General features: G+C 68.9%; 21 protein-coding genes and 5 pseudogenes. 16 read left to right on the plus strand and 10 right to left on the minus strand.

Annotated features, from left to right (window positions below):
- The first annotated feature begins 4 nt into the window (after positions 1-4).
- The 4 genes from ACKTSN_RS11025 (at position 5) to ACKTSN_RS11040 (ending at position 4,124) form a co-directional block, all read left to right on the plus strand.
- Entirely contained in the window at positions 5-1,495 is a 1,491-nt protein-coding gene (locus ACKTSN_RS11025) for a SulP family inorganic anion transporter (RefSeq protein WP_409468942.1), read from the plus strand.
- A gap of 112 nt (positions 1,496-1,607) precedes the next feature.
- Positions 1,608-2,435 (plus strand): slipin family protein, encoded by an 828-nt coding sequence (locus ACKTSN_RS11030; protein ID WP_409468943.1) that lies wholly within the window; start codon positions 1,608-1,610, stop codon positions 2,433-2,435.
- A 71-nt stretch (positions 2,436-2,506) separates the two neighbouring features.
- The gene (locus tag ACKTSN_RS11035; protein WP_409468944.1) at positions 2,507-3,373 is read left to right on the plus strand and encodes a polysaccharide deacetylase family protein; all 867 of its coding nucleotides are present in this window, start codon (positions 2,507-2,509) and stop codon (positions 3,371-3,373) included.
- Between the two features lie 10 nt (positions 3,374-3,383).
- The gene (locus ACKTSN_RS11040; RefSeq protein WP_409474799.1) at positions 3,384-4,124 is read left to right on the plus strand and encodes a peptidyl-tRNA hydrolase; all 741 of its coding nucleotides are present in this window, start codon (positions 3,384-3,386) and stop codon (positions 4,122-4,124) included.
- A gap of 718 nt (positions 4,125-4,842) precedes the next feature.
- Here ACKTSN_RS11040 and ACKTSN_RS11045 read toward each other — a convergent pair.
- Positions 4,843-5,328, minus strand: coding sequence for a LysR substrate-binding domain-containing protein (locus ACKTSN_RS11045; RefSeq protein WP_409474800.1), 486 nt, complete (start codon positions 5,326-5,328; stop codon positions 4,843-4,845).
- A gap of 300 nt (positions 5,329-5,628) precedes the next feature.
- Between ACKTSN_RS11045 and ACKTSN_RS11050 the strand changes: the two genes are divergently transcribed.
- From ACKTSN_RS11050 to ACKTSN_RS11060, 3 genes are all read left to right on the plus strand, one after another.
- Entirely contained in the window at positions 5,629-6,276 is a 648-nt protein-coding gene (locus ACKTSN_RS11050) for a fumarylacetoacetate hydrolase family protein (RefSeq protein ID WP_409468945.1), read from the plus strand.
- An 11-nt stretch (positions 6,277-6,287) separates the two neighbouring features.
- A complete protein-coding gene (locus ACKTSN_RS11055) occupies positions 6,288-7,493 on the plus strand; it encodes a VOC family protein (protein WP_409468946.1) in 1,206 nt (401 codons plus the stop codon).
- 449 nt (positions 7,494-7,942) lie between these two features.
- Positions 7,943-9,127 (plus strand): acyl-CoA dehydrogenase family protein, encoded by a 1,185-nt coding sequence (locus ACKTSN_RS11060; RefSeq protein ID WP_409468947.1) that lies wholly within the window; start codon positions 7,943-7,945, stop codon positions 9,125-9,127.
- A 256-nt stretch (positions 9,128-9,383) separates the two neighbouring features.
- On the opposite strand, the gene ACKTSN_RS11065 is transcribed toward ACKTSN_RS11060, so the two are convergent.
- A complete protein-coding gene (locus ACKTSN_RS11065) occupies positions 9,384-9,707 on the minus strand; it encodes a hypothetical protein (RefSeq protein ID WP_409468948.1) in 324 nt (107 codons plus the stop codon).
- 188 nt (positions 9,708-9,895) lie between these two features.
- Between ACKTSN_RS11065 and ACKTSN_RS11070 the strand changes: the two genes are divergently transcribed.
- The 3 genes and pseudogenes from ACKTSN_RS11070 to ACKTSN_RS11080 all read left to right on the plus strand — a co-directional run.
- Entirely contained in the window at positions 9,896-10,060 is a 165-nt protein-coding gene (locus ACKTSN_RS11070) for a hypothetical protein (RefSeq protein WP_409468949.1), read from the plus strand.
- Positions 10,057-11,205: an FAD-dependent oxidoreductase gene (locus tag ACKTSN_RS11075; protein ID WP_409468950.1), complete on the plus strand. Its 1,149-nt coding sequence runs from the start codon at positions 10,057-10,059 to the stop codon at positions 11,203-11,205. Before ACKTSN_RS11070 ends, ACKTSN_RS11075 begins: the two co-directional genes overlap by 4 nt.
- Before the next feature lie 362 nt (positions 11,206-11,567).
- Positions 11,568-11,780 (plus strand): annotated as a pseudogene (locus tag ACKTSN_RS11080) (hypothetical protein); the annotation flags it as partial.
- 257 nt (positions 11,781-12,037) lie between these two features.
- On the opposite strand, the gene ACKTSN_RS11085 reads toward ACKTSN_RS11080, so the two are convergent.
- From ACKTSN_RS11085 to ACKTSN_RS47540, 7 genes and pseudogenes are all read right to left on the minus strand, one after another.
- On the minus strand, positions 12,038-12,958 hold the full coding sequence (locus tag ACKTSN_RS11085; RefSeq protein WP_409468951.1) for a helix-turn-helix domain-containing protein: 921 nt from the start codon (positions 12,956-12,958) through the stop codon (positions 12,038-12,040).
- A gap of 43 nt (positions 12,959-13,001) precedes the next feature.
- Positions 13,002-13,850 (minus strand): oxidoreductase, encoded by an 849-nt coding sequence (locus ACKTSN_RS11090; protein WP_409468952.1) that lies wholly within the window; start codon positions 13,848-13,850, stop codon positions 13,002-13,004.
- A gap of 39 nt (positions 13,851-13,889) precedes the next feature.
- Entirely contained in the window at positions 13,890-14,195 is a 306-nt protein-coding gene (locus ACKTSN_RS11095) for a hypothetical protein (RefSeq protein WP_409468953.1), read from the minus strand.
- A 180-nt stretch (positions 14,196-14,375) separates the two neighbouring features.
- On the minus strand, positions 14,376-14,942 hold the full coding sequence (locus ACKTSN_RS11100) for an MFS transporter (protein ID WP_409468954.1): 567 nt from the start codon (positions 14,940-14,942) through the stop codon (positions 14,376-14,378).
- Positions 14,943-14,979: 37 nt separating this feature from the next.
- Complete coding sequence (locus ACKTSN_RS11105; protein ID WP_409467185.1) at positions 14,980-16,401, minus strand: aldehyde dehydrogenase family protein; 1,422 nt, start codon at positions 16,399-16,401, stop codon at positions 14,980-14,982.
- Positions 16,402-16,583: 182 nt separating this feature from the next.
- Positions 16,584-17,473, minus strand: a pseudogene (locus ACKTSN_RS11110) (IS3 family transposase); the annotation flags it as partial.
- A gap of 7 nt (positions 17,474-17,480) precedes the next feature.
- A pseudogene (locus ACKTSN_RS47540) lies at positions 17,481-18,762 on the minus strand (ISAzo13 family transposase); the annotation flags it as partial.
- Between the two features lie 610 nt (positions 18,763-19,372).
- Between ACKTSN_RS47540 and ACKTSN_RS11125 the strand changes: the two are divergent.
- The 5 genes and pseudogenes from ACKTSN_RS11125 to ACKTSN_RS11145 form a co-directional block, all read left to right on the plus strand.
- Entirely contained in the window at positions 19,373-20,365 is a 993-nt protein-coding gene (locus tag ACKTSN_RS11125; RefSeq protein ID WP_409468955.1) for an acyl-CoA dehydrogenase family protein, read from the plus strand.
- A gap of 11 nt (positions 20,366-20,376) precedes the next feature.
- Positions 20,377-20,436 (plus strand): annotated as a pseudogene (locus ACKTSN_RS11130) (hypothetical protein); the annotation flags it as partial.
- Between the two features lie 3 nt (positions 20,437-20,439).
- Positions 20,440-20,565 (plus strand): hypothetical protein, encoded by a 126-nt coding sequence (locus tag ACKTSN_RS11135; protein WP_409468956.1) that lies wholly within the window; start codon positions 20,440-20,442, stop codon positions 20,563-20,565.
- Complete coding sequence (locus ACKTSN_RS11140; protein ID WP_409468957.1) at positions 20,562-21,122, plus strand: flavin reductase family protein; 561 nt, start codon at positions 20,562-20,564, stop codon at positions 21,120-21,122. Before ACKTSN_RS11135 ends, ACKTSN_RS11140 begins: the two co-directional genes overlap by 4 nt.
- Positions 21,119-21,184 (plus strand): annotated as a pseudogene (locus ACKTSN_RS11145) (hypothetical protein); the annotation flags it as partial. The gene ACKTSN_RS11140 and the pseudogene ACKTSN_RS11145, both read left to right, overlap by 4 nt.
- A gap of 160 nt (positions 21,185-21,344) precedes the next feature.
- Here ACKTSN_RS11145 and ACKTSN_RS11150 read toward each other — a convergent pair.
- On the minus strand, positions 21,345-22,646 hold the full coding sequence (locus tag ACKTSN_RS11150) for an MFS transporter (protein WP_409468958.1): 1,302 nt from the start codon (positions 22,644-22,646) through the stop codon (positions 21,345-21,347).
- Positions 22,647-23,070: 424 nt separating this feature from the next.
- Here ACKTSN_RS11150 and ACKTSN_RS11155 point away from each other — a divergent pair, with 424 nt between their 5' ends.
- The gene (locus ACKTSN_RS11155) at positions 23,071-24,426 is read left to right on the plus strand and encodes an IS701 family transposase (RefSeq protein ID WP_409468959.1); all 1,356 of its coding nucleotides are present in this window, start codon (positions 23,071-23,073) and stop codon (positions 24,424-24,426) included.
- Positions 24,427-24,464 lie beyond the last annotated feature (38 nt).

A 24,464-nucleotide genomic window follows, 5' to 3' on the forward strand; every position in this document is an offset into this window, starting at 1 on the left:
CGTCATGACCAATTCTCCTCACAAACACCCCCAGAAAAGCCCCCACAAATACCCTTGTCTCAAGCAGGACTTCGGCGCCTCCATCGTCGTCTTCCTGGTCGCGCTGCCGCTGTGCGTCGGCGTGGCCGTCGCCTCCGGTGTCCCGGCCGAACTCGGTCTGGTCACCGGCATCGTGGGCGGCATCGTCACCGGCCTGCTGCCCGGCAGCAGCCTGCAGGTGTCCGGACCGGCCGCGGGGCTCACCGTGCTGGTCTTCGAAGCGGTCCGCGAGTTCGGGCTGCCCGCGCTCGGCGCGATCGTGCTCGCCGCCGGAGTGCTCCAACTCGTCATGGGCGCCCTGAAGCTGGGGCGCTGGTTCCGGGCCATCTCCGTCTCGGTCGTCGAAGGCATGCTGGCCGGCATCGGGCTCGTGATCATCGCGGGCCAGATGTACGCGGCGGCCGGCATGACGGCCCCGGCCTCCGGCATCGACAAGATCACGGGGCTGCCGGAGGCGTTCGTCGAGGCCGTGGGCAGCACCACGGCACTGGCCTCGATCGCGATCGGCGCGGGCACCGTGGCCGTGGTCGTGCTCTGGAAGCGGCTGCCCGAGACCGTGCGGGCGGTGCCTGGTGCGCTCGCGGCGGTGGTGTTGGCCACGCTCGCCGCGCTCGCGTTCGATCTGCCGGTGGCCACCGTGGAGGTGCAGGGCCTGCTCGACGCCGTCCAGGTGCCGGGCGCCGACGCCTTCGGCGAGCTGGCGAGCCCGGCAGCTCTCGGCACCGTCCTCGCCTTCGCACTGATCGCCTCCGCGGAGAGCCTGTTCAGCGCGGCAGCCGTGGACCGGCTGCACGACGGTGAGCGCACTCAGTACGACAAGGAACTGATGGCGCAGGGCGCGGGCAACGCGGTCTGCGGGGCACTCGGCGCACTGCCCATGACCGCGGTCATCGTGCGCAGCTCGGCCAATGTCCAGGCGGGCGCGAAGACCAAGGCCTCCCGCGTCCTGCACGGCGTCTGGCTGCTGCTGTTCGCCGCGCTGCTGCCGGGCGCCCTGGCACTGATCCCGCTGCCCGCGCTGGCCGGCATCCTCGTCCACGCGGGCTGGAAGCTGATCCCGTTCCGGCAGATCGCGTCGCTGTGGCGGACGCACCGCGGCGAGGCGCTGATCCTCGTCGTCACCGCGGTGGCCATCGTCGCCGTGAACATGTTCGAGGGCGTCCTGATCGGTCTGGCCCTGTCGGTCGCCAAGACCGCCTGGGAGGCCTCGCACATCAAGCTGGAGGTCATAGACAAGGGCGCCGGACCGGTCCAGGCGTACCTGTCCGGCAACGCGACCTTCCTGCAGCTGCCGAAGATACTGGACAGTCTGGAGGCGCTGCCCCAGGACCGGCCGATCGAGCTGAACCTGTCCGGCCTCCACCACCTGGACCACGCCTGCCGTACGGCGCTGGAGAGCTGGGCCGAGCGGCACAGTGCCTCCGGCACCGAACCGGTCAAGGTCACCTCGCCCTGACCGGGGCCCGGTATCGGGTCCGGGACCGACCATGGCCCCGGACCCGAGACCGGGCATATCTTTACAGGAGAAGGCTTTCACTCATTACGCTCCTCCGGGTGAGGGGGTCGTCATGCTCGACGAACTCCTGACCGTGGCCGCGACGGTCGGTTCCGCGGGCGCGCTGTATCTCGCCGCAGCGGCGCGGGTGGTCAAGCAGTACGAACGCGGTGTGGTGCTACGCCTCGGCCGGCTCAAAGGTTCCGTGCGTCCGCCCGGATTCACGATGATCATCCCGATCGTCGACCGTCTGTACAAGGTCAACATGCAGATCGTGACGATGCCCGTGCCCGCCCAGGAGGGCATCACCCGAGACAACGTCACCGTGCGCGTGGACGCGGTCGTGTACTTCAAGGTGGTCGACGCGGCGAGCGCGCTCATCAGGGTCGAGGACTACAAGTTCGCGGTCTCCCAGATGGCCCAGACCTCGCTGCGCTCGATCATCGGCAAGAGCGAGCTGGACGATCTGCTGTCCAACCGCGAGAAGCTCAACCAGGGCCTGGAGCTGATGATCGACAGCCCGGCCGTGGGCTGGGGCGTGCAGGTGGACCGGGTCGAGATCAAGGACGTGTCGCTGCCGGAGACGATGAAGCGCTCCATGGCCCGCCAGGCCGAGGCGGACCGGGAGCGGCGGGCCCGGGTCATCAACGCCGACGCCGAGTTCCAGGCGTCCAAGAAGCTGGCCGAGGCGGCACAGCAGATGGCGGACACGCCCGCCGCGCTCCAGCTGCGGCTGCTGCAGACGGTCGTGGCCGTCGCCGCCGAGAAGAACTCGACGCTCGTGCTGCCGTTCCCGGTGGAGCTGCTGCGCTTCCTGGAGACCCACACGCCGGACCACTCCCGCTCCACGGCACGAGAGGCGGACGGCACGCGCGTGGTTCCGGAGATCGACGACAGCTGAGCGGGTGACATCGAAGGGACACCAAGGGACCGAATGCCCTGTTTATATGCTTTTCTGCTTATGTTCATTCGGTGATCCTTCCCGTACGACGTCTCACCGCCGTCTGCGTACTCGGCGCCGCCCTCGTCGGCTGCGGCGGCACCGAGCGCCCGCAGCCCCGCCCGGCCCGCCCGGGCCCGTCGGCCGTCGACCCCCGTGCGCCCACCCTCGCCCAGGGCCCCGAAGGCCTCACCCCCGTCTTCACCAACGGGCCGCGCACCCAGGGCAGGACGGTCGCGCTCACCTTCGACGCGGACATGACCGCCGACCAGGGTCCTCGCGCAGCCGCGGGCGAACGTTTCGACAACCCCTCGCTGATCGCGACGCTGCGGTCGCTGCAGGTGCCGGCCACCGTGTTCATGACCGGACGCTGGGCGGAGGAGTACCCCATCCAGGCCCGGAGCATCGGCCGTGACCCCCTCTTCGAGGTCGCCAACCACTCCTACAGCCACTACGCCTTTACGCCCGACTGCTACGGGCTGCCGACGGTCGCCGAGGACCGGATGCGGGCGGACGTGGAGCGGGCGTACGCCGCCTTCCGCAGGGCGGGCGTACCGGATCCGAAGCCGTACTTCCGCTTCCCCGGCGGCTGCTACGACCGACGGGCACTGCGCGCGCTCGGCGGAGCCGGCCTGACCGCGGTGCAGTGGGACGTGGTGAGCGGGGACGCGTTCGCGACGGACGCCGACGCCGTGGCCCGGGACGTGCTGGACGGCGTACGGCCGGGGTCGGTCGTCGTACTGCACTGCACGCGCAGCGCGGCCCCGACGACCGAGCGCGCGGTACGGGTGATCGTGCCGGAGCTGCGCCGACAGGGGTACCGGTTCGTGAAGGTGTCCGAGCTGATCGGGGCCGCCCACGCGGCTCAGCCGCACACCGATACCGCCCTGCGCCCCTGAGGTTGGCAGACTGGACGGCGTGACCAGCGAACTGAATGACAGCCCCTTCCGGTCCGAGCCCAGCGCACGCGACACCGCGCCGCAGTTTGTGCTGCCGCTTGTCGTGCGGATCGAGCGAGGGGCGCCGCCTGCCCGAACCGACGCCCTGGAGACGGCCGCCCGTGCCGTCCTGGTGATGCTGAGTGACGAGCGGTCGCTGGGTGAGGGCGAGTGGGCGCAGGCGATGCGGGACTGGCAGGACGCGCGGATCCGCAAGGTGGTGCGGCGAGCGCGTGGCGCCGAGTGGCGGCGGTCGGAGGCGTTGCCCGGCATCACGGTCACGGGCAAGGCGGCGGAGGTACGGGTGTTTCCGCCGGTTCCGCTCGACGGCTGGCCCAAGGAGCTGGCGAAGCTCCAGGTCTCCGGCACCGACCTCGACGACCCGGAGCCGCCCGTCGAGGCGGACCGGAGCGCGCCGGTGCTGTGGCTGAACCCGGACGTGGAGATGTCGGCCGGCAAGGCCATGGCCCAGGCCGGTCACGGCGCCCAGCTCGCCTGGTGGGAGCTGTCGGACGAGGAGCGCGCGGCCTGGCGGGACGCGGGCTTCCCGCTGGCCGTGCGCACCGCCGACCCGGCCCGTTGGCGTGAACTCACCTCCATCGGGCTGCCGTTGGTCCGCGACGCCGGGTTCACGGAGATCGCCCCCGGCAAAACTCTTGTAGTCGAGGGGGGCCGTCGCTTCTGCCCTCTCCCGCGCGAACGACGGCCGTAGGCGGGCTACTGTGCGTCGGCGTCTCCGGCAGCACAGGCCAGCGATCAGCCGATCGCCGACGGCCGTGTGGGCTCTGAAGTGCCCATCCATCCGCGCATCCGGTCTGGTCTTGGTGTGCCCGATGTAATGGAGCCCACCGTTGCGCTGGTCGTACAGCCCGTAGAGCCATCCCTCGCGCAGTCGCGCCTGTACCTCGTTGATCCCTGAGAGGAGCTGTCTCGTCACTTCGCTCAAGTCGGCTTCGCCAGCTTCGAGCCCGGTCAGGAACTCGCCTGCGGTCGCCCGCAACTCCCTTACGGAGGGTAGGAGTTCCGCTTCCCGCGTGTGGTCGTAGTACATCCGGGGATCGTACGAACAGCCCTCGTGCGTGCATTTGCCCATCTGCACTGGTTCCGCCGACTGCGGATCCACTGGGAAATCCGCGATGACATCCACGAAGCTTTCCTCTGGGATGCGCACTCATCTGCTGGCGCCGACTGGCGGCAGTTCGCGTCGCGCGGGCGACGACCTCGGCGTCGGGGGTCGACAGGTCGGTGGTTGCGGCAATCGATGACCCTGTCACAGTGAGACCTCCATTGGTCACGGGTCAACGAATATCGGCGTTGATATTGCTGACCCCGCCGGCTTGGAGAGTCTGAGGGAAAGGGGGCAATGAATGGGAACTTCGCTCTGACCATGCGTCCACTGCATGACGTCGAGTGGCTCCCGGCGCAGCGCATCAGCCCGCGGAGCGTTCCGAACCGCCCGGAGGCTCGGCGACCGCCCTGCTTGCGACGAAGGTCAGGAAGCGCCTGGCGGCGCGGCCACTCGGGCCGTACTGGCGTGCCACCGCGCCGTAGGGCCGGAACGCACCCGCATCGCTGAGCGGGATGCTCCGGGTCGCAGAGGGGTGCCCGGGTTGCGGGGCCGGCACGAGGGCGACTCCCATGCCGGCGGACACGAGCGCACGCAGTGTGGAGAGCTCGGTGACCTCGATCTCGATCCGCGGGCTGAGGCCGGCCTCCAGGAACAGCCGGTCAGTGACGTGCCGCACCCCGTATCCGACCTTGAGCGCCACCATGGGCTCGTCGGCGAGGTCGGCGACGGCGATCTGGTCGCGGCCCTCGAATTCGTGCCCAGGCGGCACGCTGAGGCACAGCTCCTCGCGACCGAGCGGAATCCACTCGAGATCATCGGCGACAGGTCGGGGGGCGACGAATCCGATGTCGACGCGGCCTTGCGCACGTCGTCGACGACGGCGTCAGCGGCGGCGCCGTTGAGTTCGAAGGAGGTGCTCGGGGCGATGTCGCGATAGAGGGTCAGCAACTCCGGCACGAGCCACCCGCCGAAGGAGTGGACGAATCCCAGGGACACCACCCCTCGCTCCGGGTCGACAAGGGTGGTGATCCGCTCCTCTCCCTGCGCGATCTCGTTCATCGCCCGCACGGCATGGGCTCGGAAGAGCTCGCCGTACTTGTTGAGGTGCAGCCGGTTCTGGTGACGGTCGAAGAGCTGGACACCGAGCTTGCGCTCCAGCCGCGCCAGGGCCCTCGAGGCGACCATCAACCGTCTCCTCGCGGGAGGGCCGAAGTTCTTCGTGAAGGACCATCGCGCCGTCTCCGCGAGCGGCGATCCGCTGCGCTACCCGGCACGCACCCAGCGGCTGGATTACGAGGCGGAGGTGGCCGTCGTGATCGGCAAGGGTGGCCGCGATATCAAGAGCGATGACTTCACTTCGCATGTGTGGGGCTACACCCTGTTCAACGACTGGTCGGTGAGGGACAACGTCTCCTTCGGCCCCGACTTTGCCTACTCGAAGAACTTCGACACCTCTGCCACGATCGGGCCCTGGATCGTTGTGAACGAGGGAATCGATCCGCAGGACATTCCCATCGAATGCCGGGTCAACGGCGAACTGCGCCAGAGCGGCAATACGCATTCCATGGTGCACTCCTTCGCCGCCCTCGGTGAGCACTTGTCCAGGGACACGACCCTGTGGCCCGGTGACCTGATCGCCAGTGGCACGCCCAAGGGCACCGCGGTCGACTCCAGTCGGCAGGAGACCGACGGCTCGTTCCCGGACACGCTGTTCGTCAAGCCCGGCGACGTCGTTGAGGTCTCCTCCACTCTGATCGGCACCATCCGCAACGAAGTCGTCAAGCCGACCGGCTGAGGAGTGAGCACATGACCGCGAAGAAGTTCAACGTCGGCGGCGTCCTGTACGACCGGCCCTTCAAGATCCGGCGACTCAACCACTTCGGCATCAGCGTCGACAACACCGCCGAGTCGGCGAAGTTCTACCGGGACCTGCTCGGGTTCGCGGTGGCCGACACGCTCGATCTCGGGAAATACGACCCGGGCCCCTGGCTCGACGGTGTCCCCGACAAGCGCATCTACTTCCTCCGGCACAACAGCGACCACCACACCTTCGTGCTCATGCCGCGCCCGTGGGTCGAGCACGGGGAGCCGCCGGCCCGTCCCGACATCACGGTCAACCAGATCACCTGGCAGGTCGGCAGCCTCCGCGAGGTCGTCGAAGCGCGGCTCTGGCTGGACGAGCTCGGGCAGAAGATCGAACGCTACGGCCGTGACCCCGGCTCGAACTGGCACACCTACTTCCCGGACCCGACCGGCCACACCAACGAGCTGGAGTACGGCATCGAGCAGGTCGGCTGGGACGGCCTGAGCAAGCCCGAAGTGATGTGGCCGTGGTCCAACGACCATCCGGAACTGCCGTACAAATCTGAGTCGACCGAGCTCGCCGAAGCCCAAGCGGAGGGCGTCGATCTGACGTCTGGTCACCGCTGGGTCGACGAGCTGCCGAAGACGTACGACGTCGGTGGCATCCTGCTCGCTCGGCCGTTCAAGCCGGTGCGGATCGGACCGGTGAGCATCTTTGTCCAGGACATCGACGCCGCGGAGAGGTTCTACACCGAGCGCCTCGGCCTGGAGAAGAGCGAGGAATCCGAGATCGCCGGCCACCGCGTTCTCTTCCTGCGGGCGAACACAGAGCACCACAGCCTGACACTCCTCCCAGTGGAACTGCGCCGCGTGCTCGGTACGCGGGAGGACAGCACCTTGCTCTCCTTCGGTGTACAGGTCGGTTCCTACGAGCAGCTGCGCGCGGCGAAGGCGTTCTTGGAGGAGAAGGGCGTGAAGCTGATCGACCTGCCGCCGGAGATCCACAAGGGGATCGACTACGTGATCCACGCCGTTGCCCCCGACGGTCATGTGATGCAGCTGTACTACTACATGGAGCAGGTCGGCTGGGACGGCCGCGTGCGGCCGGAGGACGAGCGTCGGAAGGTGCAGGCCGACGTGTGGCCCGAGACGCTGACGCCGCTCTCCGACACCTACGGCGGCGAAACCTTCTGGGGACCGCTCGGCTGACGCCCTGCCTCGATGCTGGTCCACTTGAGCTGCTGGGCTGGCTTGGACGGCGCTGAGGAAGGCGCCTCAGCGCCGATCGTTTCCGTCGTATTGCATTGCGCATCGTGCGGTTGGGGTGCCGACTCGCGTTGACTGTGGTGTGACCCTTGCACAACTCACCGCGATTGGACGGTAGTTCCTGGCCGTCCCTGCAGATCGGCAGGGACGGCCCGTCACCCCGGTCGCTTCCTGAGCTTCGTCGCGAGCAGGGCGGTCCCCAAGCCCCGGGCGGTTCGGAACGCTCCGCGGCCTGACGCACCGCGACGGGAGTCGCCCGGCGTCATGCACCAGATGCATCCTCAGGGCGAAGTTCCTGCTCATTGCCCCTGTCCCCCCGGATTCTCCAAGCTGGCGGGGTCAGCAATGTCAAAGCCGACATGCGCTGACCCGTGACCAATGGAGGTCTCACTGTGGCTGAGTCAGCGATGACCGCCCCCACCGATCCGTCGTCCCCCGACGGCGAGATCGTCACCCGCGCGACGGAGCTCGTCACCCTCATCCGCGAGCATGCCGCGCAGGGCGACGAGTCCCGGCGCGTGGTGCCCGAGGTGGTGCGGGCGCTGGAGGACGCGGGGCTGTTCCACCTGCTCGTTCCCCAGCGCTGGGGCGGCGCCAATGCGACCATCCGCACCGCGGTCGACGTCGTCTCCGAGGTCGCCCGTGGCGACGGGTCGGCGGGATGGATCACTTCTCTGCTGATGACCGGCGCGGGATATGCCGCGACGTTCTCGGAGCAGGCACAGCAGGAGGTCTTCGGCGCGAACCCTCGGGCCAAGGTGGGTGGCGTCTTCACGCCGGGCAGCACGTCGGAGCGTGTCGACGGCGGGTACCTCGTCAGCGGTCGCTGGCCGTACTCCTCGGCCTCGTTCGTGGCGGACTGGGCGATCCTGGGTCTGCTGCTCGAGGGCGACGATCCACTGGGCGCCGCCCTCATCCCCGCCGAGGCGTTCACCATCGAGCCGAGCTGGTTCATGACCGGGATGAAGGGCACGGGCAGCGACACGATCGTCGTCGAGGATCACTTCCTACCGGACCACCGGGTGCAGCGTTTCAAGGACATGGCCGAGGCGAACTTCCTCTCCTCGGACAAGGAGCATCGCCTGACGTCGGTGTCACTGCCCGGTGCTGCGGCCCTCTTCCTCGCCGCACCTCAGCTGGGCATCGGCAAGCACGCGCTGGAGGTGACACGTGCGAAGCTGCCCGGGAAGCCGGTCGCCCACACCGCCTACCAGCAGGCGCGGCTCTCCCCCACGCACCACACCCTGGTGGCGAAGGCCGCGACCAACCTACATCTGGCGGAGCTGGCACTGCACCGGATCAGCCTCGACCTCGACCAGGCCTGCGCCGCACGGGACCTCCTCACCCGCGGGCGCATCCGCAACGACACCGGCGCGGTCGCCGAACTGGTCTCGAAGGCGGTCGACCTGCTGCTGACAGCCAACGGCGCCGGTTCGTTCGCCGAGGCCAACGTGCTGAGCCGGATCTGGCAGGACTCCAGCATCGCCGCCCGGCACGGTTACCTGACCCCGGAGATCGGCAGGGAAGCCTACGGGCGGCTCCTGCTCAGCCACGAAGAGCCGACGCTGTCGCTCTGACCAGGAGGAGACATGACGACCACCCCGACGTCCGAGATCGACCTGTTCGCGTCCTCGGATCGGCACGTCCGCTACGAGCAGTACCACCGGCTGCGCGAGCTGGGCGGCGTCGTCCAGGTCCGGGAGCCCGACGCGTACGCGGTCGTGCGCTACGAGGAGGTCAAGGCCGTCCTCGCGGACCACGACGCCTTCATCTCCGGGCAGGGCATCGGGTTCAACCCCGTGCTGAACCAGATCATGCAGGGGAACACGCTCGTCAGCGATCCGCCGGAACACGACGTGCTGCGCTCCGTCGTCGCCTCCGGGCTGCAGCCCCGGGCCATCCGCGCGCACCGACGAAGTCGTGAAGAAGGCACGGGACCTGGTCACCCAGGTCGTCGAGAAGGGTGCGATCGACGGTGTCGCGGAGCTCGCCCAGGTGATGCCGATGGCGGTCATCCCCGACTTCCTCGGCCTGCCCGAACGCAATCGCGAGCACCTCTACGAATGGGCGAAGGTGGGCACCGATCTGCTGGGCCCCGATACCGAACGCACCCCACACAACCTCGAGATGACCCAGCTCATGGTCGAATTCGCCCATGAGCTCGCGGCGAACCGGGAACTCATGCCCGGGACGCTCGGTGCGGCCGTGCTCGAGGCCGCCGACCAGGGAGTCATCCCCGCGGAGAAGTGCCCGCTCCTGTTCATCGACTACATCGGCCCTTCGCTGGAGACCACGGCCACGGCCATCTCCCATCTCCTCGTCATCTTCGCGGAGCGGCCCGACCAGTGGGCCGCGCTCCGCGCCGAACCGGGGCTCGTGGCATCGACGACGAGGGTTACGTGGTGTTCGAGCACGTCGGCCGCGACGTGTCGGCGCCCGACCAGGAGGCCGCGTCCGCCGGTGCCCGGGTGTGCCCGGTGGCCGCGCTGCTCGTGCGGGCCGACGCGTGACACGCGCGGTCCTCTCGCGCGTCGTCATCGTCGGCGGAGGCCCGGCGGCCGCGGCGGCCGCCGTGGCCCTGCGCGATCTCGGGCACGACGGCGAGGTCGTCATGGTCAGTGGCGACCCCTATGGCCCTTACTCGCGGCCACCGCTGTCGAAGGTCTTCCTGCAGGGCCACACCGAACACGAGGACCTCGCCCTGGATGTCGCGGGGGCCGAGGTACGCAGCGGCATGCGCGCAGTGCATGTCGATCCCGTCGCCCGCCATGTCGACACCTCGGACGGGGATCGCCTCCGGTACGACGGGCTGGTGCTGGCCACGGGATCGCGGCCGAGAAGGCCGAAGGACGCCTCCGTCGCGGTGCTCGCCACGCTCGACGACGCCCGGTCCCTGCTGCGGCGGCGGCTGCGCACCGCCGCCTCCGCGGTGATCGTCGGATCGGGCTTCCTCGCCTACGAACTCGCCTCCGCCGCGCGGGACTCCGGAGCTGAGACGGCGATGGTCATACGGCCTGGCGCCCTGGAGGCGAAGATCGGCGACCTGGCGCACACGCTCCGCGACCGCGCCCGCGAGCACGGGGTGCGGATCATCACGACGCGCGGCGGCTCGTTCTCGCACGGCGGCGTGATCACGGCCGAGGGCGAACGGCTTGACGCCGACCTCGTCGCGGCCGCACTGGGCACCGAGGCGGAGACCGCCCTCCTTCCGGAGCACTCCCTTCCCGGCATCGGGTTCATCGTCGACGAACACTGCCGCGTGGCGCCGGGGATCGTCGCGGCCTGCGATGTCCCGGTGACCCGGCGCGCCGACGGATCACTGCGCCGCGACGTGACGTGGACGAACGCGCTCACGCAGGGCGCCGCCGCTGCCGGAGCCCTGCTCGACGCCGACGCGCCGCCGTTCGACCCGATCTTCTACGGCTGGACGGAGGCCTTCGGCCTCGACCTCAAGTTCGCCGGAACCTTCCCGCAGTCGTCACCGCCAGAGGTCGTCGACGGCGACCGCGCCGACGGCCGCGCCTTGCTGCGCTGGCCGGGCGCCGCGGCCGCGATCGGGTACCGCATGCCGGTGGGGAAGCTCAAGGGCCTCGCACGTGCCGCGCCGGCCGAACCCGACGCGGAGAGTACGCCCGCCGGCGCGCGGGCGCACTGATCCTTGCGTCGCCTTCCGCGCGCACGCCCGCAGAGGTCGACCGTGGGCGGTGGTGCCAGCACACCACCGCCCACATGTATCGAGCAATGCTCATTCCTGAAGGGCTGGGTTCGTCGAGGGCGGTGTTTCTGCTGGTTGTTGATGGTTCTGGGCAGACCAGGCCGTCTCACTGCCGGTGGGGTGGTGACGGCGAGTTTGTGTGCACTCACGCGAGCGGTGTGCGGTTGTGGTAAGGGTCTTCCCCAGCCGTGATGTAGAAGGGCGCCGCAGCGGCCCTCGATCCGAGCCCGGTCCTCGGTGATCTTGGGGGTGGTCTTGCGCTGATCCGCCTCCACCACTACCCAGCGCACGAGTTGACTGCCTCACCCGACCTGCCCGACCACCCGGACTACCCCCGCATCCTCGCCGTCTTCAACGACGCCAGTGGCCCGCTGAGGGCCCGTGATGTCTGCGAAGCCCTCCACCACGAACTGCTGCCGAAGAACACCGAAGGCACCCGCGCCAAGCTGAAACGCCTGGTCAAGCTCGGCATCCTCACCGAGGTCGACACCGGCAGCTTCGCCAGGAAGCAGTAACCGACCAAGGCCCGCGACCAGCAGCCCACCCCAACCTCACCCCGAAACGGACATCGTCGACTTCATCGCTGCCCAGCGAGCGGTAGCCACGGCGGCGGTTCACATGCTGCAGGTCGAGCCGTAGGGAAAGACCTTGGCCCCCTCGCCGCACTACTCTTCGCCCCTGTGATACGGGTTACACCCACACGAACGTTGGGGAGCAGATTGTCGCACACTCTGCTCCCCAAGTGTTTCGGCCCGGCCGTCCCGCTGATGCGCTACGCCCCGTCCTTGGATTCCCCCGCCGCAGGTGCTTCCTCAGGACGGCGGGGCGGTCCTGCCGCCTCCGTCGGCCGGGCGGGGAGCTCGGTGGCGGCCCAGCCCGCCAGGAAGGTCAGGGCCTGTGTGCTGGGCGAGTGCGGTTCCGCCGTGTAGACGAGCAGGCTCTGGTCCGTGGAGCCCCGCACATCCAGCACCTGGAAGTCCAGGCTCAGTTCCCCGGCGATCGCGTGGACGAACTCCTTGCGGCCATGCCGCTGGGCCCGCACCCTGTGGTCGGACCACCATCGGCGGAAGTCGGGGTCCTTCACGGAGAGTTCCCCGACGAGACGGGCGAGTTCGGGATCGTTCGGGTAACGGCCGGCGTCCATGCGGAGGTAGGCGACACACTCCTGGGCCACTTGCTCCCAGTTCGCGTACAGCCCCCGGACCTCGGGATCGAGGAAGGTGAGCCATATGTGGTTGCGCCGCTTGGCCGGCAGCCTGGAGTAGTCGGTGAACAGCGCGGCGCTCAGTTTGTTCCACGCCAGGATGTCCATGCGGCGTCCGAGCACGAGTGCCGGGACGTTCACCATGCTGTCCAGGAGGACCTGGGTTGCATGCGATACCTGCTGGTTTCTCGGTGCGGCCGGCTTCGCCCGGTCGGAGATGCCGGCTTCGGCCGCGCACCGCAGCAGGTATTCCTCCTCGTCGGGGCGCAGCTCAAGCGCCCGGGCCAGGGCCGTGAGGATGGCGGGCGAGGCGGACTTCACGCGGCCTTGTTCCAGCCTCACGATGTAGTCCACGCTGACGCCGGCCAGCGAGGCGAGTTCCTCACGCCGCAGTCCCGGCACCCGGCGGTGCCCGGACGTGGGCAGCCCCACCTGCTCCGCAGTGACCCGGGCGCGGCAGGCGCGCAGGTATTCACCGAGTTCTGTCACGGCAGTCTCCTTCTCGTTCGATCCCTGCGCGTCATACGGCGGGTCAGATGCTGACCGTCACGTCGTCATGGTCCGTGGACAGGGCGAGCTCCCGCCAGGTGTCGGTCTCCTCGCGAAGCTGGGCGATCTTACGGTCCATGGCCGAGGCGCAGTCGCTGCCGAGCTGGGCGCGCAGCGGCGGGTTGGCGGCGTCGGCCAGGGCGAGGATGGCCGTGGCTCCCTTGACCGGGTCACCGGGCTGGGCGTGGTTGAGCCCGGGGACGGCCTGGCGCACCGCGCCGGCGGTGTCGGCGTAGTCGGAGATGAGCCGGCCCTCCGTGAGCAGGCTGGTGGCGTCGAGGAAGTCGGTGCGGAAGTATCCCGGCTCCACGATCGTGACCTGGATCCCCAGCGGCGCCAGTTCGGCGCGCATCGCCTCGGACAGGCCCTCCACGGCGAACTTGGTCGAGCAGTAGACGCCGAAGCCCGCCACGCTCTCGAAGCCCCCGATGGAACTCAGATTGAGAACGCGGCCCGACCGCTGCCGGCGCATGACCGGCAGTACGGCGCGGGTGACGTTGGCCAGACCGAAGACGTTGGTGTCGTAGACCGAGCGGAACGCTGCGTCGGACGTTTCCTCCACCGCGCCCAGCACACCGCGTCCTGCGTTGTTGACGAGGACGTCGATCGTCCCGAACCTCTCCACGGCTGCCTCGACAGCCTCACGGGCCTGCGCCTCGTCGGTGACGTCCAGGGCGACAGCGAGCAGGCTGTCCCCGTACTGGGAGAGCGCGTCCTGTACGTCCTGGGGCCTGCGGGCCGTCGCCACGACCTTGTCGCCCCGCTCCAGTGCCTGGCGTGCGATCTCCAGGCCGAAACCGCGGGACGCGCCAGTGATGAACCAAGTGGCCATGCCACTACCTCTCATTCGTTCCATGTTAGAAAAATCAGGTCAGATGCAGCGAATTTTCGTATCGCTGCGATGGGAGCAGCATTTACTGCTCTCTGTGGCCAGCAGCGGCCCTTCCCGGCTGGGCCGACCCCGGCGGACAGCGATGGCGCCTGCCACCATGGCGAGCAGTGCCACGAGCAGTCCGAACCCCGAGAAGGCGGCGGCGACGCCGAAGCGGGAAGCAGCGGCGCCCAGGGCGACCACCGGCACACTCACCGCCAGGTAGGCCAGGGCGAAGAACCCCGGCAGGAGCTGGGGGTAGCCCTTGGCGATCATCGCCGCCGTCACGGTGCTCGTGGACCCCATGAAGGTCAGGCCCGACGACCGCCCAGCCGGCCGTCACGATGGGGGCCACCCGGAGCAGGATCCCGCGCGGCTCCGCACCCAGCCGCAGCACCCGGGGGCGCCAGGGCCTGAGCCGTTCGGGCGCGATCTGCCAGGCGGGAATCGCCCGCACCAGGGCGAGACCGCCGAGGGACAGGACGGTCAGCACGACGAACGGGCGACCAGCGGCGCGGGAGCGAACTGGACGGCGAGGCCGGAGAACACCGCGCCCAGCGCGATGCCTGTCGAGGTCGCCGCGCTGTTGGCCGCCGCCGCTGCCTGGTGACTGCGGTCCCGGTGAAGGTCGGCCAGGGCCGAGCCCGCGCTGCTGGTGAGCAACCCGACCGCGACGCCCTGGATCAGGCGGGCCAGGCACAGCGCCCACGCCCCCGTGGCCAGGAGGAATGTCAGGAAGCTGACGACGATGGTGGCCAGTGCCACCACGATCGTCCGTTGGGTGCCCAGGTGCTCGGCCAGGCCCCCGGCCAGCAGCAGGGTCAGGACCGCGCCGACGGCGTAGCAGGCATAGACGATCGTCGACGTGGTCGTGCCGAAGTGCCATTGCTGCTGGTAGAGACCGTACAGCGGAGACGGCGCGCTGCTGGCGGCCATGACCACGAAGACGATCGCGACCACGGTCTTGAAGTGCCAGGGGCGGTGCGGCCGGTGATGCTGGGTGGGGTGCCGGCGCCCCCGGGTCTCGGGGGCGGCCAGCTTGCCGACGTTCATGCTCTTGCCATCTCCGGTGGGAATCCAGCGTCGGCCGTCAGCGGCCCAGGACGACCTTGGTCTCCAGGTACTCCTGCATGCCGTCGGGGCCCCATTCGCGGCCGTTGCCCGACTCCTTGTAACCGCCCCAGGGCGCGGTCCAGTCGAACTCGGCGTTGTTGATGATCACGTAGCCCGCTTCGATCCGGGACGCGACGTCCGCGGCGTCCGCAAGATCGCTGCCGGTGACATAACCGGCGAGGCCGTACCGGGTGTCGTTGGCGATCTGGATAGCCTCGTCCACCGTGTCGTAGGTGATGATCGACATCACCGGGCCGAAGATCTCTTCCTGGGCGATGGTCATGTCGTTGGTGACCCCGGAGAACACCGTGGGCTTGACGAAGTGCCCGTTCTCCAGGCCATCCGGCTTGCCCAGGCCTCCGGTGAGCAGCCGGGCCCCCTCATCCAGGCCGGCCTGGATGTAGTGCTGGACGGTCCGCCACTGCTCGCCGGAGATCAGCGGGCCCATGTCGGTGCCCTCCGCGCGCGGGTCGCCGACCTGGAGCGCCTCCACCCGCGGGAGCAGCACGGACAGGAACTCCTCCAGCCGCTCGCGCGGCACCAGGGTCCGGCTCGGCGCACTGCAGATCTGGCCGGTGTTGGCCATCAGCCAGGTGAGCACCGTGTCGACTGCAACGTCCAGATCCGCATCAGGCATGATCACCTGCGGCGACTTGCCGCCGAGCTCGGTGGCCACGCGCTTGGCGCTCTTGGCCGCGGCGGCGTTCACCTGGAGCGCGGCCTCACCCGAGCCGGTGAAGGACACGACGGCGACGTCGGGGTGCGAGGCAAGCGCGTTTCCGATCACCGAGCCGCGGCCGGTGACGAGGTTGAAGACACCTGCGGGGACGCCGGCGGCCTCCAGGATCTCGGCCAGGACGACAGCCGAGTACGAAGCCAGCTGAGCCGGCTTGAGGACGACGGTGCAGCCCGCCGCGAGCGCCGAGGCGGTCTTGCCGGCCGGCTGAAGGGCGGGGAAGTTCCACGGAGTGATCAGAGCCGCCACGCCGATGGCTTCCTTGCGGATGTGGGTGGTGCCACGGTCTTCGGTGAACGCGAACGTCTTGAGCACCTGGGCAGCGGCCCGGAACTGGATCAGCCCGGCGGCAACGTGCATGGCACGGGACAGCGGCAGCGGACAGCCCAGCTCGGCGGTGACCGCCTGGGCCATGTCCTCGGCGCGCCGCTCGTACTCGTCGGCGATCCGCTCCAGCAGGTCGATACGCTCCTGGCGGGTGGTCCGGGAGAAAGAGGGGAATGCCCGGTTGGCCGCGGCGACCGCCAGGTCGACGTCGGCCTCGGCGCCGAGCGCCACCCGGCCGGACACCTCGCCGGTCGCGGGGTCGGTCAGATCGACGACTGAGCCGTCGAGGGGCTCGCGCCAGGCGCCGTCGATGTACAGCTTGGTGTAGTCACGCATGTTCTCTCCGTCAGAGTCGCGATTCGCCATGTGTCGGAGGCGGCCTTTCGTGTGCGAAGGCGCCTTGCGGAATCCATCGTCGTGACAGAGAGCCCTGGCATACAGGGAGGCCTTTTCCTGGGCATCGGTCCATGGGAAAACCAGGGGCCTTGTCCCCGAAGGGTGGACACTTGTTCGTGTCGTTATGCGGCAAGTGTCAGGGTAGCTGACTGCTGTTCGTAGGTGATCGGTGCCTGCTGTCCGTTCGCCGAGTGTCGTCGGCGGGTGTTGTAGCGCGTGGTCCAGCGGAAGACCGCCAAGCGGCAGGCGCGGGCGCCGTCGAAGCGGCGGGCACCGCGCAGTGTCTCGCGTTTGAGAGCGGCGTTGAACGATTCGGCCAACGCGTTGTCCGCCGAGGTGCCGACCGCTCCCATCGACTGCCGCACCCCAACTCGGCGCATGCTTCGGCGAACTGACGGGAGGTGTACTGCGCCCCGTGATCGCTGTGAAAAACGGCGCCGGCCAGGCTGCCCCGCGTCCGGGCGGCAGCCCGGAGCGCGTCAGTGACCAGCTCGGTGCGCATGTGGTCGGCGATTGACCAGCCCACCAGGCGGCGCGAGAAGCAGTAGATCACCGTCGCCAGATACAGGAACTCGCTGTCGCCCACAGGCAAGTACGTGATGTCCCCGACGTACTTGGTGTTCGGTGCGCTCGCGGTGAAGTCGCGCTGGAACAGGTCCGGCACCGGGGTGGCGGACGGTTCGGGCACGGTGGTGACCTGGCGCTTGCGCAGCCGCAGCCCGGCGATACCGAACTTCCGCATCACCCGCCCGACGCGCTTGTGGTTCACACGCTCGCCCTCGTCGCGTAGCTCGGAGGTGATCCGGGGGCGGCCGTAGGTGCCGTCCCACTCGGCGTGCACGGCCCGGATCCGCTCGGCAAGCACGACTTCGGCCCGCTCGCGCGCGGCACGGGCCTCACGGCCGGCCCGCCATTTGTAGAAGCTGGAGCGGGCGACCTCCAGCACGGCGCACAACCGCTTCACGCCCCAGGCGCGGTGGTGGTCCTCAATGAACTGGAAGCGGTTCAGGAGCCGTCAACTATCTACTGCCTGACTTGATGTTGCTTTCGTAGTCAGCGATCGCGTTCTGGAGGGCGTCGATCGTTCGGGGTGGGTGGGTTCGCCGGGGCTGGGTGATGGCTGCGGTGATGTCGGGGGCCGCGGCGAAGGCAAGCAGGGGCATGGTTCGGTGGGCGTGGTAGCTCAGGGTGTTGCGGTCCCGGCCGAGGAGTCGGGCCGTCAGAGTGAGGGTGACGGTGTTGCGGCGGCTCAGGACGGCGGCCAGGACGCGGTGGCGGTGGTCGAGGAAGCCGAAGCCGGGGTTGTAGCCGCGCCGATTGAGGCCCTTCCTCTTCTCCCGCTCCGCCTCGGCCAGGACCCGGCGACAGGGTTCGAGTTCCTCCACGAGCCGGTCGAACAGCTCGCGGCACATGCCGGTCAGGGCGGGGTGCGTGAGCAGGAAGGTGGCCTCGGCCGGGATCGGCGGTGCCTTCGCCCGGTCCGGCTCGGGTGGCGGTGCCATCTGGGGACCGTATGGGGCGATAGCGTAGTTCCACTCCCCGTGGAAGGCATCCCGCTGGATGCGCTGCAGGACCGCCTTGCGCTCGTCCTTGGTGAGCGTGCGGCCGGTGGGGTAGTCGTTCTCGTCGAGGGCGGCGTTGACGGTCAGGCCGGTGCTGGTGCGGGTGGCTGCGATGCTCTGGAGCAGGCCCTCGTAGCTGGTCAGGGACCGTCCGCGCAGGCTGTGGGTGATCCGGGAGAACAGGCGGTGCTCCACCTTGTTCCACTTCGATGTTCCGGGTGGAAAGTGCAGGACGGTGATGGTCAGTCCGCACTCGTCGGCGAGGGCGGCCAGGTCCTTCTTGAAACAGGTGGGAGTCGGCGGAGTTCGCCCCGCCGGAGTCGGCGGTGATCAGCAGCCGGGATGCGTCTGGGTAGTCCTGCTGGCCCTGTTGGTTCCACCAGCGGCGGATGGACTCCACTGCGAAGGCCGCGGTGTTGCGGTCGGTGCCCACGTTCACCCAGCCGGTGTCCTGTCCCAGGTCGTAGACGCCGTACGGGATCGCAATCGGGGTGTCGGGGTCCACGAAGTCGTGGTCCGGTGCCGTGATCGGCGCCCCCTTGGGGCGGTAGGTGCGGCCCGCCCGGGCGAAGCCGCCGATCGGCTCCTTCCTCTTCGCATCCACGCTCACTACCGGCAGACCTTGGGCCAGAAACCGCTCGGCCGTGGCGTTGATGTGCCGGAACTGAGCGTCGCGGTCGGGGACATGGCTCCCGGCACGGGTCTTGGCCATGCCCTGAAGGCTGAAGCCCATCGAGCGGCCCACAGCAACAATGGCCCCGACCCTGTTTCACGACACCTGCACAGGCGGTACGCCGCCGACTCCGGGCGGCTTGCCGACAGCGCCGTCGCCGAAGTGATGGAGCGAGGTCTGTCGGCCGGGTTCGTGCGCCCTGCAGGCGTCTACCGACCTGCTCCGAGACCAGGCCGGGCGGACTGCCGCTCGTCTTCGCCCCGGCAGTCGCTCCACGACGGCTTCGACGCAGACGGTCCTGGGGATGACGACAGGTCGCGGACCGGGATCTGGAGGGGGGTGGACGCCGACCGGATGACCTTCATCACGTCGCCGTCGAGGCAGAGGTGGCAACGCGCGATGCCGGTGCATTTCCTCCAGGGCGCGGAAGACGGTTGGGCGCGGCGAAACTGCGGGGTCTCCGGCTCGTCCGGGCCAGGGCGGGTCACGCCGTGTTCGGTCCTCCGGGAGCGGAGTCATGCGTCTGATGCATCGCAGGCATGAAGTTCCTGGTGAAGTGTCTGTCTTTACACCCCTCGGAGCGCATCCGCATGCTGGCTGCCATCCCTCCGTGCGGTCGACGTCGGTCATGACATCCATCGACCCACGACGCTCTAAGAAAGCAGGCACCATGACAATGTCGTCCAGCGCCGTAATGTCGGATCTCGGCAGCCCCGACGCTGAACTGGTGGGCCGCGCCACCGATTTGGTCCCACTGATCCGCGAGTACGCCGCGCAGGGTTCCGAGGCGCGTCGAGTGGCCCCGGAGGTGGTGAAGGCGCTGGATGACGCGGATGTGTTCCGCCTGCTCGTGCCCAAGCGGTACGGCGGCCACGGGGCGACGCTGCGCACCGCCGTCGAAGCGGTGGCGGAGGTGGCCCGTGGGGACGGGTCGACCGGGTGGATCGCCGCGTTGATGACGGTCGCCACCGGATTCGTCGCGACCTCCTCCGCGCAGGCGCAGGAGGATGTGTTCGGCGCAAACCCGAAGGCAAAGGTGTGCGGCATCTTCTCCCCGGGCAGCAAGTCGGAGCGGGTCGAAGGCGGTTACGTGATCAGTGGTCGCTGGCCATACGCCTCGGGTTCCTTCGCCGCCGACTGGGCGAGCCTGGGAATCACCATCGAGGGCGACGACCCGATGGCGATGGCGATGGCGCTGATTCCCGCGGAAGCCTTCACGATCGAGCCGACGTGGTTCATCGCCGGGATGAAGGGCACGGGCAGTGACACCATCGTGGTCGAGGACCACTTCGTGCCTGAGCACCGGGTGCAGCGAGTCAAGGACATGCTCGAATCGCGCTACCTCACGCCGTACACCGATGAGCGGATGGCGTCGATGGCCTTCGACGCAGTCGCTTCCGCCATCCTTGCCGCACCGCAGATCGGTCTCGGCCGGCACGCGCTTGAGATCACCCGGGCCAAGCTGCCCCTCAAGCCGGTGGCCTACACCAGCTACCAGCAGGCGAAGCTCTCACCCACCCACCAGATCGGCGTCGCGAACGCGGCCACCAAGCTGCATCTGGCGGAGCTCGCGCTGAACCGCATCTGCCTCGACATCGACGAGGCCGCCACCGATGGCCGGCTGCTCGACCTGGAGACCGGGGACGGATCCGCAACGATACCGGCGTAATCGCCGAACTGATCAAGGAAGAGATCGACACGCTGCTGACCGCCAACGGTGCCGGATCCTTCGCCGATGCCAACGTGCTCAGCCGCATCTGGCGTGACGCGGAGACCGCCGCCCGGCACGCCCTCGTGACCCCCGAGATCGGCAGGGAGGCCTACGGCCGGCTGCTGCTGGGCAACGACGAGCCGACGATCGCTCTGTGAGCACGACGACCATGCAGACCACACCATCCGTCGCCACGCCTCCCAGCGGCCCGTCCGCCGTCGACGACGCCGTCGACTACCGGCGCGTCCTCGGACACGTCCCGACCAGCGTGGCCGTGGTCACCGCGAACGCCAGATCCGGGCCGGTCGGGATGACCGTCGGCTCGTTCACCTCGGTCTCGCTGGACCCGCCGCTCGTCGCCTTCTTCGTCGACCGCTCCTCCAGGACCTGGCCCCGCCTCTACGAGGCGAGCCACTTCGGCGTCAACATCCTCGGCCACGGCCACAGCGCGCTGTGCCGGGCGTTCTCCCGACGCAGTGAAGACCGCTTCCTCGACGTGGAGTGGAGCGTGTCGGACCGGGGTGTCCCGCTGCTGGACGAGGCGATCGTCACCCTGGAGTGCACCAGGTTCAAGGTCGACCTCATAGGCGATCACTACCAGGTGGTCGGCCGGGTCGAATCGATGGAACTGCGGGCCACCGATCCACCGCTGATCTTCCTGCGCGGCGGATTCGTCGACATGGGCGGCTCGCAAAGGGGTGAAGCGGACGCATGATCTACGAGCACGCCGAACTCCGCATCCGCCCCGGGGCCGGGGCCCGGCTCGAAGCGGACTTCGCGTCGGCCAGGCATCTGTTGCTGGAGGCACCCGGGTGCCGATCCGCCGAGCTGCTTCCCTTTTCCGGACTAAGAAGGCCGGGCCCCCCGCTTGAGTACCGCGACGGGGAGCACCGACGTCAGGTGTTCGTGAGCAGCGCCGAGACGGCCGTCTCCGTGACTACACCCGTTTCGCCCCCGAACCCTGCGGCAGCGAGCCCTCCGCCCTGGCGCGGGGAGAACCGATACGGTCCATCTGCCTCCAGGCCGGGAAGATCACCGGGCACAGCGTGGCGAGCAGATACACACCGCCAACCGCCAGCAGCGTGGAGGACAAGCCGACCGAATCCACGAGGGAGCCCGCGGCCAGTCCGCCCAGCGGAGTGACCATCTGCACCGAGGCCGTTGTCGCGCTCAGCACGCGGCTGCGCAGTTCCTCCGGCACCGTCTCATACGTCACGGTGGCCATGATGGGGTTGAGCACACCGAAGGCGAGGCCCTCAACTGCCATGATCACGACCAGCGGGGTGAAGGTGTCGGTGAAGGCGGCCACCACGAAGCGCGGCAGGCCCCCGATGAGAAAAGCGATCGTGAACACGGGCCACCGCCGAAAGCGGCTGCCCACCGCCCCATAGACCAGCGCCCCCGTGAGAGCGCAAACCCCGAACGCCGCGTTCAGCAGACCGAGATCGACGGCACCATCAAGCTCCTCACGGGCATGCACGGGTAGGAGCACAGCGCTCCACCCCTGGTCGAGGCCCCTGGTGACCAGCGTCATCAGGCACAGGCCCAGCAGCAACGGCGTGGCCGCCACGAAGTGATACCCTTCCGCGAGTTCACGACGGTAGACACGCAGCGACGCCGGCTCGGCCCGTCGTTGGGCCCGCGCCTCGGGCAGGCCGCGCACCCCGAACGCGAACAGTGGCGCGGCCACGGCGAAGGTCGCGGCATCTACCAACAGGACGTTCTCGGCTCCGAGTACGGCGATCAGCACCCCTCCGAGAGCGGATGCCGTCAGCGCCGCGCAGCGTGCCGCACCGTCGTACAGCCCCGCAGCCCTGGTCAGCGGCATTCCGGCGCGTTCGGCGAGCGTGGGCACCAGGACGCCGCGAGCGGTTTCACCCGGCGCACGGAACAGCCCTGTCATCGCCATCAGCACGCACAGCATCCAGAACTGCAGGATGCCGGCGAACTGCAGCAGCGGGATCGCCGCAACGGCGACCCCGCAGGCGAGATCCGAGGCGACACTCACCCGCCGTCGGCCCATCCGGTCGATGACCGGACCGGTGACGAGCGCAGCGAGCACTGCGGGCAGCAGTGTGCAGAACGCGACGATCCCGGCCCTGGCGGCGCTGCCCGTGCTTTGCAGCACGAACCACGGCACGCCCATGTATGTAAGGCAATTCCCGGCGATCGAAACGAGGTTGGCGGCAAGAACCGTTGCCAGAGGACGGCGATCAACCGTCCCGAAGTCTTCGGACACTACGGTGGTCTCCCATAAGGGGAAGCGCCCACCGTGAATGAAGCAGGTCAGCCGGTGGGCGAAGCGAAGTGGTCAGCGTCTGGCGCGCATGGCGAGGCGCACCGCGGTGCGGTGTTCACAAGCAGCGCCTCCAACACTTCGCCGGGATGACCACCCGGCACCTCCACGCATTGTGACCTCGGGCACCGGCCCTCCGCAACGACGATCCGTCGCAATGAGCAAGCTCGATCTACCTTCCATCTGGATCTCGGAGCGCCGTGCTTCAACGCGCTAGGAAGAAAAACACCTACTCATCTGGCTGAGGCGGTGGTGCGTCGTCAGTCACGGCAGCTGTAGTTCGTGATCGGTAACGGATCCGGGCTGGTCAGCGGTTCCACGAGGCTGCTTGCGGGCATGGGTACGGCCACCGTGATCATGACCGTTTGTGACGACGAATCAGGACGCGGTGGCCGTGGAGGTCACGGTAGCGCAGGCGGTGTGGCGGGACGGCTTCGGGGCGGCCATGGGGCTGGTAGCGGACTGCTTTCCACGCCGTGAGACGCGGCGGACGCTGCGGGAGACGGTCGAGGCGGTACTGATGGGGCTGGAGCGGATCAACTGCTGGACGCTGGCCGAGGCGCTCGGGCACTGCGGTCCGCACCGGCTGCAGCACTTCCTGTCCAGGGCGGTGTGGGACGACGAGGCGGTCCGTGCGCGTCTTGCCGCCTTCACTGTGGGACATCTCGCTGATGACCAGGCGATGTTGGTGGTCGACGAGACCGGCGACGCGAAGTCCTCGACCGATGCGGTGGGCGCCGCCCATCAGTACTCTGGCGCGCTGGGCGGTGTCGGCTTGTGCCAGGTCGCCGTCCATCTGACCTACGTGGGCCCGGCCGGGCACGCGCTGATTGACCGCGCCCTGTACCTGACCCGGGACTGGGCCGCTGACGAGGAACGGCGGCTGCTTACGGGGGTGCCCGACGAGCTGGTTTTCGCGACCAAGCCGCAGCTGGCCGCCGCGATGCTCGCCCAGGCCCGCGCTCAGGGCTTCCCGGCTCGCTGGGTCGCCGCCGACGAGGTCTACGGTGGCGTCGACCTGCGCAGACGCATACGCGAGCTCGGTTTCGACTACGCCGTCGCCGTACCCGCCTCGCACCGTGTGACCACCCCGGCCGGCCGGTTCGACACCGCCGGCGTGCTGGCGAAGCTGCCCCGCAGGGCCTGGCAGCGGATCCGCACCGGCCACGGCACCAAGGGCGACCGCCACTACGACTGGGTAATGATCGAGGTGACCGCCGACGACATCCCGCAGGGGCACGAGACGGGCCACAGCTTCCTGCTTGTCCGCCGCCACCGCTACACCCGTGAACTCTCCTTCTATCGCTGCCACTCCACCACCCCCGTCACCCTGTCCGACCTCGTCGAAGTCATCTGCTGTCGCTGGCGCGTAGAGGAAGATTTCCAGGCCGCGAAGTCCCTGGCCGGGCTCGACCAAGGGCAGGCGACCTGCTGGAACTCCTGGATGCGCTGGAGTCTGATCAGCCTCATCGCCGCTTCCCTTCTCGCCGTGGCCGCCGCCCGGCACCCCGGCGACACCGAAAGCGGTGAGCCCGACACCGAGCACGAACCGATGATCGCCCTCACCCGACCCGAACTCCTGCGGCTTCTACGGGCTTTCGTCCTGCCGCAGCCCGTCACCGACGCCCAACACGTCCTGCACTGGTCACACTGGCGACGACGCCACCAACACCGGGCCGCCACCTGCCACCGCTACTGGAACGAGGTCACTGCAGCGGCGTGATCACGAACTACAGCTGCCGTGTCAGTGAAGACGGGCAT

It is taken from the genome of Streptomyces flavusporus (assembly GCF_046267975.1).
Lineage (GTDB): Bacteria > Actinomycetota > Actinomycetes > Streptomycetales > Streptomycetaceae > Streptomyces > Streptomyces flavusporus.